The following is a 14,896-nucleotide window of genomic DNA, read 5'->3' on the forward strand; positions in this document are numbered from 1 at the left end:
GAGGGGACAAAAGCATGAGAGCTGATGCAGAGGCTTTAACCTGTCAAACACGTCGGCGCCTGATGGCGCTGGGCGCATTGACGGCATTCGCATTCGGTACGCCTGGCGTGGCCGCGACGTCGGAGAGCGGCGCGTATCCGTCACGGGCGATCACCATCGTAGTGGGAGGACCGCCAGCGGGTGGCACCGACTTTATTGCAAGACTGGTCGCCGATAACTTGGCACGCGATCTTAAACAAAGCGTGGTCGTGGAAAACCGGGCTGGCGCTTCGGGCCTCATCGGCGCCAAGCATGTGCAAAAAGCAGCGCCCGATGGTTATACCTTTTTGATGGGTCAGGCCGCCACGCATGCCATTTTGCCGGCGCTGCAGTCGCAGCCCGCCTATGACGCGGTGAAGGACTTCACGCCCATCAGTCTGATCGCCACCGCGCCAGAAGTCTTGGTGGTGGACAGTGACTCGCCGATTAAAAGCGTGGCTGACTATATCGACTATGCAAAGCAGCACCCCGGCAAGGTGAGCTATGGCACCCCAGGCGTCGGCCAGCCGCAGCATATCCTGGGTGAAAGGTTCGCCAAGGCGACCGGCACGGATCTCCTGCACGTACCCTATAACGGCAGCGGCCCTGCATTGACGGACTTGGTGGGTGGGCGGTTGGTGAGTATGTTCGTCACGCCGGGTGCGGTGATGCCTTTTATCCGAGATGGCAGAGTTCGCGCCTTGGCCGTCAGCTCTAAAGAACGCTCGGCGCTCATGCCCGATGTGCCCACGTTGGCCGAATCAGGGCTGCAGAACGTGGATCAAACGGGTTGGTTCGCACTGTTCGCGCCTGCCGGGCTTGCGGCCGACCGCAAGCTCGCCATGGAAAAGGCGGTGATGAAAGTCCTCGCCAATCCGGAAGTCAAACACAAACTGACCGGTGCGTATGTCGAGCCCGGGACGATCAGCCCCGCGGATTTTGCCGCGTTTCACCAAAGCGAGGTTGCGGCGTTCAGCGATATCGTCGGGGGCTTGAAGCTCCAGCTCAACAATTAAAGCAACAGCCAGGAGACCGCACGTGAAATTTCGTTTTCTGATCTGCGCGCTTGTCGGTGGGCTTGCGTTGACGGGCGGGCACATCACCGCGCAGGCTTCCAACGACTATCCGAATAAACCCATCAGAATGATAGTTGCCTATCCGCCGGGTGGAGGCACCGATGCCCTGGCACGTTTGGTCGGCGCCGAGCTAAGTAAGTCACTGGGTCAAAGTGTGATTGTGGTCAATCGGGCCGGCGCGTCCGGCGCGATCGGTACGCAAGCTGCCGCGCGCGCTGAGCCGGATGGCTACACACTTTTGATGGCGACCTCGAACGTCACCATCACGCCGGCTATTGATGCCACTTCTCTGTTTCAGGTGTCTGACTTCCAACCCGTAACCTTGTTGACTGAGTCGCCTTTTGCGCTCGTGGCGTCCAAGACATTGCCCGTGAAATCGGTATCCGAGCTGATCGCCTATACCAAGCAGCATCCGAAGTCGATCAACTATGCCTCGACCGGCGTGGGATCACCGCAGCACCTGACCACGGAATCGTTCAAGCAACGCGAGGGGCTGGATTGGTTGCACGTGCCTTATCAAGGCGGTGGCCCGGCGCTGACAGCACTGGTGGAAGGACAGGTGCAGGTGATGTTCAGCAATGCGCTGCCCGTCGTGCCGTTCGTGGAGTCAGGCCGGTTGGTGGCGCTGGCGCAGACCACCAAGGAAAGGCTGCCCGTGCTGCCTAACGTGCCTACGATGGAGGAGGCGGGGGTTAAAGACTTCGTAGTGGCGTTCTGGTCGGGCGTACTGGCGCCTAAAGGTACCCCGGACGCCGTTATTAACAAGCTCAACACTGCGCTACTTGAAGTCATACGCACGCCTGCCGTCCGTGACAAACTCGTCTCGCAGGGTACGATCGTCAATCCCGTCAGCGGAGAAGCCTTCGCCGAGTACATTAAGCAAGACGCGGCATACTGGAAGAAAATCGCCGATGCCGCGGCGACTCAATAACAACGTTGTTTGATCATCAACCTAGGGAGTTTGCAGATGAAATTGGTGCGTTATGGCGAAAGGGGAGAGGAGAAGCCCGGCATCCTTGCTGAGGACGGATCCTTGCGAGATTTGTCCGGTGCATTGGCGGACATCACGCCAGATACGCTTAGCATCGAAGGCATCGATCGATTGCGCCAGCTTGACGCGACCACGTTGCCCGAGGTCAAACAACCCGTGCGATTTGGCGTGCCGCTAAACGGCATCTCGAAGATCATCGCGGTTGGGCTGAACTATTCTGATCACGCGAAAGAAGCGGGGATGCCGATTCCTGTAGAGCCGATCCTCTTCACCAAAGCAATCAGCAGCCTCAACGGCCCGGACGATGACGTGATTATTCCGAAGGCGTCCACCAAGGTCGATTGGGAGGTGGAGCTTGGTATCGTCATCGGCAAGCGCGCGAAATCCGTATCCGAGGCGCAGGCGATGGAGTACGTCGCCGGCTATTGCCTGGTCAATGACGTGTCCGAACGCGAGCTGCAATTGGAGCGCGGTGGTGGTCAGTGGGACAAGGGCAAGGGCCTGGACACGTTCTGCCCGGTCGGACCGTGGCTCGTGACGGCCGACGAGGTTGCCGATGTGCAGGCGTTGGATCTCTGGCTGGATGTAAACGGCGTGCATCGTCAGACGGGCAACACGGCGACGATGATTTTCGGGGTGCAGTATCTGGTGCACTACATCAGCCAATATGTGACCCTGATGCCGGGCGATCTCATCATCACCGGTACGCCACCCGGCGTCGGCATGGGCATGAAACCGGCCGTGTTTCTGCAGCACGGCGACATGATGGAGCTCGGTATCGAAGGCCTGGGCGTGCAGCGGCAGAAGGTCGTGCGCGCGGCTTAACGGTCAAGCGCCGCGCAAGATCGCTAGGCGGTTCGCGCGGCGCTTCGACTCGTGACTTTGAGGAAACGGCGCACCAGGTTGCCCGCCGTGGGCGTGGGCCCCAGACCTTGCACCAGTGCCGGGATATCCAGCCCCTCTTTCTTGTAATCCTCGGCATAGCGCTCGAGGTGGTCACGCATGAACTCGCAGCCGAATTCCGGGTGGAACTGCGCGGAATAAATAAATGGCGCCAAGCGCACGAATTGATGCGGATCCATGTCCGAACGAGCCAGTGCCACGGCACCAGGAGGCAGTTGCGTGACGCTCTGCGCATGCAGCAGTTGGGCGGGGAACCGCTCGGGCATACCCGTCATCAACGCATCGCCTACGGCAGCCGGCAAACATTCGACGATTTGCGTTCCCAGTTCCCGCCCGAGCGGGTTGTAGTCCACGCTGCCACCCAGCGCGTGGGCGAGCAGTTGATGACCATAACAAATGCCGAACATGGGCAGTCCAAAGGCAGCGGCCTCGCGGATCCAGTCCGCCGTGAGTTCGCTCCATGGTTCCCGATCCGTCACCATGGCGGGAGACCCGGTGATCAGCGCGGCGCGATAGGAGGAAGCTGGCTGCATCGTTTCCCCGTGATAGACCTTTATCACCTGGACCTCTTGCGGCAATAGGCCTGCGGCATGGCGCAACATTTCGGCGTAGTCGCCGTGCGAGCCGCGCAGCACTTTGTCGGGGTTGCCGGTATGAATAATGAGGACAGGTAGGTCACGGGTGGCTTCGATGTTGCTCATGGCGGTATTCAGGTCAGTCAGGCACGAAAGCTGCGCACATCAAGCGCTGATAGTAAATCGCCTTCGAACAGAAATCCGTACAATCGACTAGAACGCAGGGATACATGCCCCTGATTTGCCCTGCGTTGCACTCGACCGGCTGCGCGTTCGCAGCGGATCAGCGGGGCATTTACCAAAAGGCGCTGTCATGATGTGGATTTGGTTCGGGCTCGCGATAGCCGCGTTGATTGGCGAGCTGGCTAGCGGGACATTCTATCTGTTGTTGGTGGCTTTAGGGCTCGCCGCGGGCGGCGTGGCGGCCTGGATGGATGTAGGGCTGCAATGGCAGTTGATCGTCTGCGCGGCAGTCGGTCTGATCGGTTTGGGCATCTTGCGCGCCACTCGCGTATTGAAAAAGCGCGAAGTCGATGACAGGCGCAATGCCGATGTGCACTTGGACATCGGGCAGACGGTCAATGTGGAAAGTTGGTCGGAGGCCAGGCAAGCTCGCGTCTGGTATCGCGGCGCGCATTGGCAGGCAGAATTAGCCAGTGATCAGGCGCCTGAACCGGGTCTCTACCAAATCGCTGCGATTCGCGGCACACGGCTGATTCTGAGTCGAAAGGTATGACCATGGCGCGCGCGGTTTGCCAGTGCGTTACAGTGCAGGCATAGGCACCGGTCAGGCGTTACGCGCTCGAGCGGCTTTCATCATTCCCAGCAGGAACACCCTCCATGATGTTTGAAACTTCCACCCTAGTGCTCATCGTTCTGGTCGTCCTGGCGCTGCTGATCATCGTCAAGGCAATCGCTATCGTGCCCCAGCAACACGCCTGGGTCGTGGAACGCCTGGGCAAATTCGATCGCGTGCTCTCGCCGGGCGCCGGTTTCGTGATCCCGTTTATCGAGCGCGTGGCTTACAAGCACTCGCTCAAGGAGATTCCGTTAGATGTGCCCAGCCAGGTTTGCATCACGCGGGACAACACGCAGCTGCAAGTCGATGGCGTGCTCTATTTTCAGGTGACCGACCCAATGCGCGCGTCGTATGGGTCATCCAACTATATTTCCGCGATCACGCAGCTGGCGCAGACCACGCTGCGGTCGGTCATCGGCAAGATGGAATTGGACCGCACGTTCGAAGAGCGTGACTTCATCAACGCCACGATCGTCGCGTCTTTGGACGAGGCGGCGTTGAACTGGGGCGTGAAGGTTCTGCGCTATGAAATCAAGGACTTGACGCCGCCGAACGAGATTCTGCGCGCCATGCAGGCTCAGATCACCGCTGAACGGGAAAAGCGGGCGCTGATCGCGGCCTCCGAAGGCCGCCGTCAGGAGCAGATCAACATCGCCACGGGCGAACGGGAGGCCGCCATCGCCCGGTCCGAGGGCGAGAAACAAGCCCAGATCAACCAGGCGCAAGGCGAGGCGGCAGCAGTGCTGGCCATCGCGGAAGCCACCGCTAAGGCGATCACGCAGGTCGGCGATGCGGTACGCCAGCCTGGCGGCATGGAAGCCGTGAACTTGAAGGTCGCCGAGCGCTACGTCGATGCGTTCAGCAATGTGGCCAAGGAAGGCAATACCTTGATTCTGCCGTCGAATCTGGCCGACGTGGGCGGGTTGATCGCCACCGCCATGACGATTGTCAAAAACGATAAATCGGTTTAATCCGAGGCGGATTTCCGGTAAATCCCCTCGGACTCGCGACTTGGGACCTGCGGGATAAGCAGGGCCCAAGTACGGGCGATTAATGGGGTGGGCAAGCCACTTGCTCACCCATCGATGCGCCGGAAAGAAAGGTCAATCGTCGCGACGCGAGTTGCGCGTGTCATGCTTCATCATGCGTTCTTTTTCGCGTGCCCAGTCTTTTTCACGGGCCGTGTCGCGTTTGTCGTACAGTTTTTTACCTCGGCCCAGCGCGAAGTCGAGTTTGATTCGGCCGTTCTTGTAGTGCAGGTTCAAAGGGACGAGGGTATAGCCGCGCTGTTCGACCTTGCCGATCAGCTTGCTGATTTCCTCGGCCTTGAGCAGCAACTTACGGGTGCGCATGGCGTCGGGGTGTATGTGCGTCGACGCGGTGGGCAGGGGGCTGACGTGCATGCCAAGCAGGTAGAGCTCGCCGTCGCGCACGATCACGTAGCTCTCTTTGAGCTGCACGCGACCGTCACGAATGGCTTTGACCTCCCAGCCTTGCAGGACGAGCCCGGCCTCGAAGCGGTCTTCGATGAAGTAGTCGTGAGTGGCCTTGCGGTTGTCAATAATGCTCATAGAGGCTGTTGGGGCAGAATTCCGGCGAAAAAAGCGGCGGTAGCGGCGCTACCGTTAAAATCCAACCATTCTAGCGATTTGCGATAGCCGATGCATAAAGTACAGCGATCTGTCCTGGTTCCTTATAGCGCGCCCCAGATGTTCGAGCTGGTGGCCGACGTCGATAAGTATCCGGAATTCATGCCCTGGTGTGGCGGAACCGAGGTCCACTCGCGTGACGAACATGGGATGGAAGCCTCCGTGATCATCAGTTTCGCGGGGCTGCGCCAGAAGTTCACCACGCGCAATACTCACGAATATCCGAAGCGGATACAGCTGGAATTGGTCGATGGGCCGTTTTCCATGCTGGTGGGGAATTGGGAATTCCAGGCTCTGGCCGAGGACGCCTGCAAGGTGCTGTTCACCTTGGAGTATGCGTTTTCAAATCGCGCCCTGGAGATGGTGGTTGGGCCCGTGTTCAACCGAATCGCCACGAGTTTTATCGATTCGTTCACCAAACGCGCGCAGGCGATCTATGGCGAATGAGCCTGATACCGTGCGCGTGCTGGTGTGTTATCCCACGCCGGATTCCGCGTGGGCTCGCGTGGTCATATTGCCGGCTGGCGCGACGGTGCGGCAAGCGCTGTTAGAGAGCGGGTTTGCCGAGGCGTTTCCAACCCTGGATCCGTGGAAACTGGGCGTCGGCATCTTTGGCAAGCAGTGTCAGGCCAATGCGCCATTGAGCGACGGCGACCGCGTCGAGGTCTATCGCGCACTGACGTTTGACCCCATGGTGTCACGTCGTCGCCGCGCCGAGCATCGTCGCGCGCTGGCCGCTGCGCGCACGGGACGGGAACGACCGGCTGGGTTGTTATAGCGGCGGGCTCGTTCGCGAGCGCCGACCCCTTGCCTGGGTAGACGCGGCGCCGCTCATCAGCGAGCCTCATCTCCACGCGCCTGCAATAAAAATATTCCGTAATTACGGCGTAAGATATTCCCACCGGTTTACGTTTACGTTAACGTCATGAAAATCGACGCGAACGGGGTGGCTGTTCACCAGGCGGCATCCGCGTTCGACGGTTCGAAAAACGGGAGACAACGCTGTGGATCTGGAGCTGACTGACGAGCAACGTGCCTTTGCGCAAGCCGCGCGGGACTATGCCCAGGGGGAGCTCGCCCCGAATGCCGCGCGCTGGGATGCGCAAGCCATATTTCCGCGCGAGGCTTTTGCACGCGCGGGTGAACTCGGTTTTTGCGCGATCTATGCTTCGCCGGACATAGGCGGGCTGGGCCTGCCGCGTCTGGATGCCACGCTCGTGTTCGAGGAAATGGCCGCCGTGGACCCATCGACCACGGCCTTTCTCACGATACATAACATGGCGACCTGGATGGTCGGGCAGTGGGGGCAGGCTGAAATACGCGAGAGCTGGGGGCCACTCTTGGCGTCCGGGGAGAAGCTGGCTTCGTACTGTTTGACCGAGCCCAATGCCGGCTCGGATGCCGGCTCGCTCACCACGAGCGCGCGGCGCGATGGCGACCATTATGTGTTGAATGGCGCAAAGGCCTTTATCTCCGGCGGCGGTGAAACCGATCTGTTGGTCGTGATGGCGCGCACGGGCGGCGATGGCCCAGGCGGCGTCAGTGCCTTTGCGGTTCCGGCCGACACACCGGGCATTTCCTACGGCCGTAAAGAAGAGAAGATGGGCTGGAATAGCCAGTCCACGCGGCCCATTACCTTCGAAGATGTGCGCGTGCCAGGAAACCATCTGCTAGGCGAGGAAGGCGAAGGCTTCAAAATCGCCATGAAGGGCCTGGATGGCGGTCGCATCAACATCGGTACCTGCTCGGTAGGCGCGGCCCAAGGCGCCCTGGATGCGGCCCGGCAATATATGACCGAGCGCCGGCAATTCGGGCGCACGCTCTCGGAATTCCAAGCCTTGCAGTTCAAGCTCGCCGATATGGCCACGCATCTGGTGGCCGCGCGTCAAATGGTGCGTTTGGCCGCGTGCAAGCTCGACGCGGGCGCGCCGGACGCGGGCACCTATTGCGCGATGGCCAAGCGTTTTGCCACGGACATGGGGTTCCAGATTTGTCTGGACGCACAACAGATCCACGGCGGCTACGGGTATTTGCGCGACTATCCGCTCGAGCGCCTGGTGCGCGATACTCGGGTGCATCAGATTCTGGAGGGGACCAACGAGATCATGCGTGTGATCGTGGCCCGACAATTGTTAGAAAAAGGAGCAGATGTTCGATGACCGCGCCCGTGTTGTTTGAAGAAAAACCTTGCGCTAATGGCACCCGGGTGGCGTTTGCCACGCTGAATTCGCCGCAGACCTTGAATGGCGTGTCGCTCGACATGGTGGATTTGCTCGCGGAACGCTTGTCTGCCTGGGCACAGGACGATGAGGTGGCGATGGTGGTGTTGCAGGGCGCGGGCGGCAAGGCGTTTAGCGCCGGCGGCGACTTGCACGGGCTCTATCACAGCATGAAGGCGCATGCGGGGCAGGGCGCGTGGGCCAATCCGTTGGCGCGGGCGTTTTTCGAGCGCGAGTACCGGCTCGATTATCAGATTCATACCTACCCGAAGCCGATTCTCTGCTGGGGCCATGGCATCGTCATGGGCGGTGGCGTGGGCCTCATGATGGGCGCGAGCCACCGGGTCGTGAGCGAAACCACACGCCTGGCCATGCCCGAGATTTCGATTGGGCTGTTCCCGGATGTGGGCGGCACCTGGATGTTGAATCACATGCAAGGGCGGCTCGGGCTATTTCTGGCGCTGACGGGTGCGCAATTGAATGCATCGGACGCGCTGTTCGCGGGCGTCGCTGACTACCGGTTGCAGTCCTCCGACTGGCCGGCCTTTGTCAAGGACCTGCTCCAAACGCCTTGGACGACAGAGACTGGCGAGAACGGGCAGGCCGCAACGGTTGTCAACGAAGCCCTGCTGCGCCGCGTGCTGCTGGCGCATGCGCCAGCCGACGAACTCGCACCCGGGCCCCTGCGCCAGCATGCGGCGCGGGTAGATGCGCTGTGCCGGGGCGAAGATCTGGCACGGATCTATCAAGATATCGCGGAGCTGAAATCGGATCCGGACCCCTGGCTCGCGCGCGCGGCCCATACCATGCTGGCGGGCGCTCCGGGGACGGCGCGTCTGGCGTTCACGCTGCTGCAAAAGACGCGATTGGATTCGCTGGCCGAGGTGTTCCGCACGGAATACATCGCCGCGCTGGTCTGCGCCGCCGAGGGCGATTTCTGCGAAGGCATTCGCGCGCTGCTGATCGATAAGGACAAGCAGCCCCACTGGAAACCCGCCACGCTCGAAGCGGCCTCGCAGGACTGGGTAGAACGCTTCTTCGTGCCGCCCTGGCCGGCTGGCGAGGCGCACCCGCTCGCCGACCTGGGTCGCCAACAGTAATCCGCATTTCCCAAAACAACGAGGAGACACCGACATGAGCCGTATCGCGTTTATTGGTCTGGGCAACATGGGCGCGCCGATGGCGCACAACTTACTCAAGGCCGGGCACGACCTGTCCGTGTACGACCTCGTGCCTGGAGCAGTCAACACGCTGGCCGACGCGGGAGCGCGCCCCGCCACCTCGGCCGACGACGCGGCACAAGGCGCGGAAGTCGTCATCACGATGCTGCCCGCCAGCAAGCATGTCGAGGCGCTTTACCTGGATTGCGACCTGCTGGCGTCCATCGACGGGGCGGCGCTGGTCATCGACTGCAGCACTATCGCCCCGGATTCCGCGCGCAAAGTCGCCGCAGCGGCGCGCGCGCGCGGGTTGACCATGGTGGATGCTCCGGTGTCGGGTGGCACGGCCGGCGCGGCGGCTGGCACGCTGACGTTTATCGTGGGCGGCGAGGCGGCGGCCTTCGAGCGCGCCAAGCCGATTTTGGAAGCCATGGGGAAGAACATCTTTCACGCCGGCCCGGCGGGCGCGGGGCAGGTGGCCAAGATCTGCAACAACATGCTGTTAGGCATTCTGATGGCCGGCACGTCCGAGGCATTGGCCCTGGGCGTGGCCAACGGGCTCGACCCCAAGGTCCTGTCGGACATCATCTCGAAAAGCTCCGGCCGCAACTGGGCGACCGAGCTGTACAACCCCTGGCCCGGCGTCATGGATAACACGCCGGCCGCCAAGGGCTATGCCGGCGGCTTTGGCGTGGATTTAATGCTGAAAGATCTGGGCCTGGCCGCCGAAGCGGCACTGTCAACGCGCAGTTCCATCCCGCTGGGGGAACTGGCGCGCAATCTTTATTCACTGCACAGTGGCGACGGCAACGGCAAGTTGGACTTTTCCAGCATCGTCAATCTGTACACCCACAAGACCCAGGGATGATTTAGCGCTTATGGCCGCCGTCCGCCAAGTCATAGGGCAGGGGAGCCACGCTCAGCTTTGCCCCATCGGCGGCGCCTACGCGCAAATCTCCGCCATCCAGGGCCGCCAGCGCGATTTCGAATAGGGCTCCACCGCGCGCCGCGTTGACGATGCGCCCACGTGGCTCGTCGGGGTGCTGGGCGTCGTAGATGTCCGTGCCGGGCGCGGGTGCTTGCGTCGAGGAATCGAGCTGGCCATACGCGGTGCGGCGTTTGACGGTTCCGCGATAGTGACTGCGCGCCACCACTTCCTGGCCGGGATAGCAGCCTTTGGTAAAGTTCACGCCCTCGATGAGGTCCAGGTTCAGGGTCTGCGGAATGAACAGATCCTGCGTCGCGGCACATACCCAGGGCAGGCCGGCAGCCAGATCGCCGGCTTGCCATGCGTCGGCATCGCCTAGCCGGCATAGGCTCGCCAGAGCCGCGGCCTGCTGCAGTTGTTCATCGGTCGCGATCCACCACCAACGCGGGCCTGTCACAGACGGTGCCGCGATCCAGGTGCCCGTGGGCAGCTCCGCACGTTGCCAAGGTGAGGTGGGCAGCGCACCGCCGGCAGCGGCTTCCAGGCTGGCTTCGTTACCCGCCATGGTCCAGACGCCCGCGACATGCAGGGGCGTCAGCGTGAGCTTTGCCTTGGCCCGGAGCACAAACATCGACAAGCGTTTGACCAAGGCTTCGGACAAGTCACGACGTACCAGCGCGTATAACCGCGGATCAGTGGGCTGCGCCTCGCCGCCCGGCGTGGCTTGCGCCAGCCACATGACCATCGTCGCCAGCAACCGCCCTTTCGCCGTGCAGTATCCCGCGAGGCGGGCGGCGTCTGGGGACAAACCCGTTACATCTTGGGTCAGCTGCCCGTGCAGGAAAGCCAACGCGTCGTCGCCCGACGCGGCGATGACGGCATAGTCCGACAACGGGGCGATGGTGTGCGAACCTTCGGTGTTCGGCGAAATCGAATCAAAAAAAGCAGACATGTTTTCCGATAGCAATGTAGTGCCGCGCCGGATCGGCGCCGGGATAGGTCCATGATACCGCTCCCGCTCCCTTCAGGCACCGATGCCCCCACTGCGGCCAAGGCTGCCTGATCAAATGTCCGCGATCCTTTAAACTGCGCATCCTATGAAAAAGCTTTCTTATTACTTGCTGGCGGCGGTGCTTATCGTCCTGGTGCTGGCCGGGGCCGCGGCCGGTGGCGCGTGGTACTGGATGAACCGCGCCATTGCCTTGCCCGCCGAGCGGGTCGAATTCGTCGTCGCGCCTGGCAGCACGCCGCGCTCGATGGCGCACGCCATGACCGAGGCCGGTATTCCCATCTGGGAGGAAGGCTTCGCGTGGCTGGCGCGCCTGACCGAGCAGGACAAGCGGATCAAGGCAGGCGGCTACGAAGCCCGCCAAGGCGATACGCCGCGCCAGCTGCTCGATCGCCTCGCCCGGGGCGAGATGGTGCAGCGGCAAATCACCCTGTTGGAAGGCTGGACCTATCGCCAGATGCGCGAGGCGCTGCGCGCGAATCCCGATATCAAGCAGACGCTGGGCGACATGAGCGACGAGGCCTTGTTGGAAAAGCTGGGCGCCACACACAAATCGCCAGAGGGGCTGTTCTTTCCGGATACTTACGTCTTCACACCGGGCACGACCGACTTTGACCTGTTGCGCCGTGCCTACCAGCATGGACAGGAGGTGCTGCAAAGCATCTGGGCGCAGCGCCAGCCTGACTTGCCGCTCAAGTCGCCCTACGAAGCGCTGATCTTGGCCTCGATCGTGGAAAAGGAAACCGGGCATGGCCCGGAGCGCAACCGTGTCTCTGGGGTATTCGTCAATCGCCTCAAGCTTGGCATGATGCTGCAAACGGACCCCACGGTGATTTACGGCATGGGCGATCGCTATCAGGGCCGCATCCGCAAGGCGGACTTGCAGGCCGATACGCCATGGAATACCTACACACGCACCGGGCTGCCGCCTACACCGATCGCCGCCGCTGGTCGCGCGGCGCTCTTGGCAGCGGTGCAGCCCGAGCAGCATAACTATCTTTATTTTGTTTCGCGCGGCAACGGCACGAGCGAGTTTTCGGCTAACCTGACCGATCACAACCGTAACGTAGCACGCTATATCCTGGGCAAGACGCAATGACCGCACGTGGCCGTTTTATCACTCTGGAAGGCGTTGATGGCGCGGGCAAGAGCACGCATACCGACTGGATCGCCGACAAGCTCCGCTCGCTGGGGCATCGCGTGGTCACCACACGCGAGCCGGGCGGCACGCCGCTGGGCGAAACCCTGCGCGGCCTGGTGCTGACCGAACCCATGACCTTGGAAACCGAGACGCTGTTGATGTTCGCCGCCCGTTGCGAGCATGTGGCCCAGGTGATCGAACCCGCGCTCGCCGCCGGGGAATGGGTGGTCTGCGATCGCTACACCGACGCGACCTACGCCTATCAGGGCGGCGGGCGCCAGTTGGGTGTGGAACGCGTGGCTGTGCTGGAGCAATGGATGCAGCCGTCTTTACAGCCGGATTTGACCTTGCTTTTCGACGTTCCGCTTGAAATTGCACGTGCACGTTTGGCCGATGCGCGAGAACCCGACCGTTTTGAGCGCGAAGGCGCGGCTTTTTTTGAACGCACTCGCGCCGCCTATCATGCGCGGGTCCAAGCGCAACCCCAGCGCGTGCGCGTGGTGGACTCCAGCCGCAGCATCGATGAGATCCGCGTACAGCTGGAAAACGAACTGCGGTCGCTCGCGGCCATGCAGCCGGCATGAGTACCGCGCAGTTCCTTCCCTGGCAGCATCAAACCGCGCAAGACTGGTTGGCCCAGCGAGATCGCTTCGCTCATGCCTGGCTGATCCATGGCATGCCCGGAATAGGCAAACTGGAATTCGCTTCCGCCGCGGCCGCCAGCCTGCTTTGCGAAGCACCTGTTGATCAACTCGCCTGCGGACATTGCCCGGCTTGTACCTGGGTGGCCAGCGGCAATCACCCGGATTTGCGCCGCGTGCGCCCGGAGGCCGTGGCCGCTCAGGAAAGTGTGGCTTCCGCTGAAGATGACAACGCCGCGGCGGGCGAGGGCGGCAGCGCGAAACGCGCGCCCTCCAAGGAAATCCGAATCGATCAGATCCGAGCGCTGGAATCCTGGTTCAACACCGCCACTCATCGCGGCGGCTGGCGCGTCGCTCTTGTGTATCCCGGCGAGGCGCTGAACGTGATATCCGCCAACGCACTGCTGAAAGTGCTGGAAGAACCGCCACCCAATACGGTTTTTCTGCTCGTCGCCGATGCGCCCGATCGATTACTGCCGACCCTGGTGTCACGCTGTCGCAGACTGCCGTTGCCCGCGCCTGGCCCGGCGCAGTCGCTGCAATGGCTGCAAGAGCAGGGGGTTTCCGCCGCCCCGGACTGGTTAGCGGCGGCCGGTGGCGCGCCGCTTGCGGCACTACGGTTGGCTCAGAGCGGGGGCCAGGCCTGCCCGCCCTGGCTGGCGTCGCTGCTCGAACCCCTGACGCGGGGCCAGGCGCCCGATATCGGTACACTGGCAGAAGGGCTCGAGAAAACCGCGCCAGCCGAGTGGATCGATACGCTGCAGCGCCTCTACACCGATTTAATGTTGGCAGCCGCGGGCGCGCCCGTCAGGTACTTTCCGTCGCTGGCACGCACGGTTGAGCAGGTCGCCTCGCGAGCCAACAGCGTGCGCCTCGCAGAAGGGGCACGCTGGCTGACGCAGCAGCGCAGGTTGGCGACGCATCCGCTCAGTCCCAAATTATTTGCCCACGCCACCCTGCAGCGCGTGGCGCATTCCTGTCTAGGTTGAAGTGTTTGTATGTACGTTGATTCGCATTGCCATCTGAATTTCCCCGATCTCGCCGCCGAGCTGCCCGACATTTTGCAGCGGATGCAGCAGAATCAGGTCACCCACGCGTTGGTGGTTAGCGTCAATATGCCGGATTGGCCGGGGCTGATCGATCTGGTTCAGCCGCATCGCAATCTGTGGGCATCCGTCGGGGTGCACCCGGATTACGAAGACACCCTCGATCCTACGGAAGCCGAGTTGCTGGAACTCGCCCGTCACCCCAAGGTCGTCGCCATCGGTGAGACGGGCCTGGACTACTACCGCCTGAGCGAGCCGCTGGACTGGCAGCGTGACCGTTTCCGCAGGCATATCCGTGTGGCCAAGCAATCGAATCTGCCGCTGATTATTCATACCCGCGAATCGGTGCAGGACACTTTGCGCCTGCTGCGCGAGGAAAATGCGGCCGAGGTGGGCGGCGTCATGCATTGCTTTACCGAATCGTGGGAACACGCCCAGGCCGCGATCGACCTTAATTTCTATATCTCGCTCTCAGGCATTGTCACGTTCAAGAACGCTGGCGTCGTGCACGAGGTAGCGGCCAATATTCCCTTGGATCGACTGCTGATCGAAACGGATTCCCCGTACTTGGCTCCCGTGCCTTACCGTGGCAAACGCAATGACCCTTCGAAGGTGATCCATGTGGCGGAGAAGATCGCGGAGCTAAAAGGGATTCCGGTGGCCGAGGTGGCACGTGCGTCCACGGAAAACTTCTTCAAATTATTCAACAAGATAGAGAGATAAGCTCATTTGAATTCTTTA

Annotated in this window: 17 protein-coding genes; 14 read left to right on the forward strand and 3 right to left on the reverse strand. The window is 61.7% G+C overall.

Features of this window, described 5'->3' with window-relative positions; translation table 11 throughout:
- Positions 1–14 precede the first annotated feature (14 nt).
- From GOQ25_RS16630 to GOQ25_RS16640, 3 genes are read left to right on the forward strand one after another with little or no spacing between them, the layout of a single operon-like run.
- Complete coding sequence (locus GOQ25_RS16630) at positions 15–1,034, forward strand: tripartite tricarboxylate transporter substrate binding protein (RefSeq protein WP_160351595.1); 1,020 nt, start codon at positions 15–17, stop codon at positions 1,032–1,034.
- Between the two features lie 22 nt (positions 1,035–1,056).
- Positions 1,057–2,025: a tripartite tricarboxylate transporter substrate binding protein gene (locus GOQ25_RS16635; RefSeq protein ID WP_160351596.1), complete on the forward strand. Its 969-nt coding sequence runs from the start codon at positions 1,057–1,059 to the stop codon at positions 2,023–2,025.
- A gap of 36 nt (positions 2,026–2,061) precedes the next feature.
- Positions 2,062–2,910, forward strand: coding sequence for a fumarylacetoacetate hydrolase family protein (locus GOQ25_RS16640; protein ID WP_160351597.1), 849 nt, complete (start codon positions 2,062–2,064; stop codon positions 2,908–2,910).
- Between the two features lie 23 nt (positions 2,911–2,933).
- On the opposite strand, the gene GOQ25_RS16645 is transcribed toward GOQ25_RS16640, so the two are convergent.
- Positions 2,934–3,689, reverse strand: a complete 756-nt coding sequence (locus GOQ25_RS16645; RefSeq protein WP_160351598.1) for a glutamine amidotransferase — start codon at positions 3,687–3,689, stop codon at positions 2,934–2,936.
- Between the two features lie 190 nt (positions 3,690–3,879).
- Between GOQ25_RS16645 and GOQ25_RS16650 the strand changes: the two genes are divergently transcribed.
- Together GOQ25_RS16650 and GOQ25_RS16655 are read left to right on the forward strand one after the other, a co-directional pair.
- Entirely contained in the window at positions 3,880–4,299 is a 420-nt protein-coding gene (locus tag GOQ25_RS16650) for an NfeD family protein (RefSeq protein ID WP_160351763.1), read from the forward strand.
- Between the two features lie 107 nt (positions 4,300–4,406).
- The gene (locus tag GOQ25_RS16655; protein WP_160351764.1) at positions 4,407–5,333 is read left to right on the forward strand and encodes an SPFH domain-containing protein; all 927 of its coding nucleotides are present in this window, start codon (positions 4,407–4,409) and stop codon (positions 5,331–5,333) included.
- A 132-nt stretch (positions 5,334–5,465) separates the two neighbouring features.
- Here GOQ25_RS16655 and smpB read toward each other — a convergent pair whose 3' ends face one another.
- The gene (smpB, locus tag GOQ25_RS16660; protein ID WP_160351599.1) at positions 5,466–5,933 is read right to left on the reverse strand and encodes an SsrA-binding protein SmpB; all 468 of its coding nucleotides are present in this window, start codon (positions 5,931–5,933) and stop codon (positions 5,466–5,468) included.
- A 90-nt stretch (positions 5,934–6,023) separates the two neighbouring features.
- Here smpB and GOQ25_RS16665 point away from each other — a divergent pair, with 90 nt between their 5' ends.
- The 5 genes from GOQ25_RS16665 (at position 6,024) to mmsB (ending at position 10,258) form a co-directional block, all read left to right on the forward strand.
- Entirely contained in the window at positions 6,024–6,458 is a 435-nt protein-coding gene (locus GOQ25_RS16665; RefSeq protein ID WP_160351600.1) for a type II toxin-antitoxin system RatA family toxin, read from the forward strand.
- On the forward strand, positions 6,448–6,789 hold the full coding sequence (locus tag GOQ25_RS16670) for an RnfH family protein (protein WP_160351601.1): 342 nt from the start codon (positions 6,448–6,450) through the stop codon (positions 6,787–6,789). Before GOQ25_RS16665 ends, GOQ25_RS16670 begins: the two co-directional genes overlap by 11 nt.
- Before the next feature lie 226 nt (positions 6,790–7,015).
- The gene (locus GOQ25_RS16675; RefSeq protein ID WP_160351602.1) at positions 7,016–8,170 is read left to right on the forward strand and encodes an acyl-CoA dehydrogenase family protein; all 1,155 of its coding nucleotides are present in this window, start codon (positions 7,016–7,018) and stop codon (positions 8,168–8,170) included.
- Entirely contained in the window at positions 8,167–9,330 is a 1,164-nt protein-coding gene (locus GOQ25_RS16680; protein WP_160351603.1) for an enoyl-CoA hydratase/isomerase family protein, read from the forward strand. Before GOQ25_RS16675 ends, GOQ25_RS16680 begins: the two co-directional genes overlap by 4 nt.
- A 34-nt stretch (positions 9,331–9,364) precedes the next feature.
- Positions 9,365–10,258, forward strand: a complete 894-nt coding sequence (gene mmsB, locus GOQ25_RS16685) for a 3-hydroxyisobutyrate dehydrogenase (protein ID WP_160351604.1) — start codon at positions 9,365–9,367, stop codon at positions 10,256–10,258.
- Position 10,259: 1 nt separating this feature from the next.
- Here the strand turns inward: mmsB and GOQ25_RS16690 are convergent, their stop codons facing one another.
- Complete coding sequence (locus GOQ25_RS16690; RefSeq protein ID WP_160351605.1) at positions 10,260–11,270, reverse strand: folate-binding protein YgfZ; 1,011 nt, start codon at positions 11,268–11,270, stop codon at positions 10,260–10,262.
- 145 nt (positions 11,271–11,415) lie between these two features.
- Between GOQ25_RS16690 and mltG the strand changes: the two genes are divergently transcribed.
- Genes mltG through GOQ25_RS16710 form a run of 4 tightly spaced genes read left to right on the forward strand, consistent with a single transcriptional unit; the run spans position 11,416 to position 14,878 of the window.
- Positions 11,416–12,426, forward strand: coding sequence for an endolytic transglycosylase MltG (gene mltG, locus GOQ25_RS16695; RefSeq protein WP_160351606.1), 1,011 nt, complete (start codon positions 11,416–11,418; stop codon positions 12,424–12,426).
- Entirely contained in the window at positions 12,423–13,052 is a 630-nt protein-coding gene (gene tmk, locus GOQ25_RS16700) for a dTMP kinase (RefSeq protein WP_160351607.1), read from the forward strand. Before mltG ends, tmk begins: the two co-directional genes overlap by 4 nt.
- Complete coding sequence (gene holB / locus GOQ25_RS16705) at positions 13,049–14,098, forward strand: DNA polymerase III subunit delta' (RefSeq protein ID WP_160351608.1); 1,050 nt, start codon at positions 13,049–13,051, stop codon at positions 14,096–14,098. The genes tmk and holB overlap by 4 nt, the downstream gene beginning before the upstream one ends.
- A 9-nt stretch (positions 14,099–14,107) precedes the next feature.
- Positions 14,108–14,878, forward strand: coding sequence for a TatD family hydrolase (locus tag GOQ25_RS16710; RefSeq protein WP_160351609.1), 771 nt, complete (start codon positions 14,108–14,110; stop codon positions 14,876–14,878).
- Positions 14,879–14,896 lie beyond the last annotated feature (18 nt).

The organism is Bordetella sp. 15P40C-2 (assembly GCF_009763235.1).
GTDB lineage: Bacteria > Pseudomonadota > Gammaproteobacteria > Burkholderiales > Burkholderiaceae_B > Bordetella_A.

What these genes read in the sequence shown, in the direction of transcription:
- GOQ25_RS16630 (WP_160351595.1), top strand. Translation starts at nt 15, where the DNA reads ATGAGAGCTGATGCAGAGGCTTTAACCTGTCAAACACGTCGGCGCCTG.
- GOQ25_RS16640 (WP_160351597.1), top strand. Translation starts at nt 2,062, where the DNA reads ATGAAATTGGTGCGTTATGGCGAAAGGGGAGAGGAGAAGCCCGGCATC.
- GOQ25_RS16645 (WP_160351598.1), bottom strand. Translation starts at nt 3,689, where the DNA reads ATGAGCAACATCGAAGCCACCCGTGACCTACCTGTCCTCATTATTCAT.
- GOQ25_RS16650 (WP_160351763.1), top strand. Translation starts at nt 3,880, where the DNA reads ATGTGGATTTGGTTCGGGCTCGCGATAGCCGCGTTGATTGGCGAGCTG.
- GOQ25_RS16655 (WP_160351764.1), top strand. Translation starts at nt 4,407, where the DNA reads ATGTTTGAAACTTCCACCCTAGTGCTCATCGTTCTGGTCGTCCTGGCG.
- smpB (WP_160351599.1), bottom strand. Translation starts at nt 5,933, where the DNA reads ATGAGCATTATTGACAACCGCAAGGCCACTCACGACTACTTCATCGAA.
- GOQ25_RS16665 (WP_160351600.1), top strand. Translation starts at nt 6,024, where the DNA reads ATGCATAAAGTACAGCGATCTGTCCTGGTTCCTTATAGCGCGCCCCAG.
- GOQ25_RS16670 (WP_160351601.1), top strand. Translation starts at nt 6,448, where the DNA reads ATGGCGAATGAGCCTGATACCGTGCGCGTGCTGGTGTGTTATCCCACG.
- GOQ25_RS16680 (WP_160351603.1), top strand. Translation starts at nt 8,167, where the DNA reads ATGACCGCGCCCGTGTTGTTTGAAGAAAAACCTTGCGCTAATGGCACC.
- mmsB (WP_160351604.1), top strand. Translation starts at nt 9,365, where the DNA reads ATGAGCCGTATCGCGTTTATTGGTCTGGGCAACATGGGCGCGCCGATG.
- GOQ25_RS16690 (WP_160351605.1), bottom strand. Translation starts at nt 11,270, where the DNA reads ATGTCTGCTTTTTTTGATTCGATTTCGCCGAACACCGAAGGTTCGCAC.
- mltG (WP_160351606.1), top strand. Translation starts at nt 11,416, where the DNA reads ATGAAAAAGCTTTCTTATTACTTGCTGGCGGCGGTGCTTATCGTCCTG.
- tmk (WP_160351607.1), top strand. Translation starts at nt 12,423, where the DNA reads ATGACCGCACGTGGCCGTTTTATCACTCTGGAAGGCGTTGATGGCGCG.
- holB (WP_160351608.1), top strand. Translation starts at nt 13,049, where the DNA reads ATGAGTACCGCGCAGTTCCTTCCCTGGCAGCATCAAACCGCGCAAGAC.
- GOQ25_RS16710 (WP_160351609.1), top strand. Translation starts at nt 14,108, where the DNA reads ATGTACGTTGATTCGCATTGCCATCTGAATTTCCCCGATCTCGCCGCC.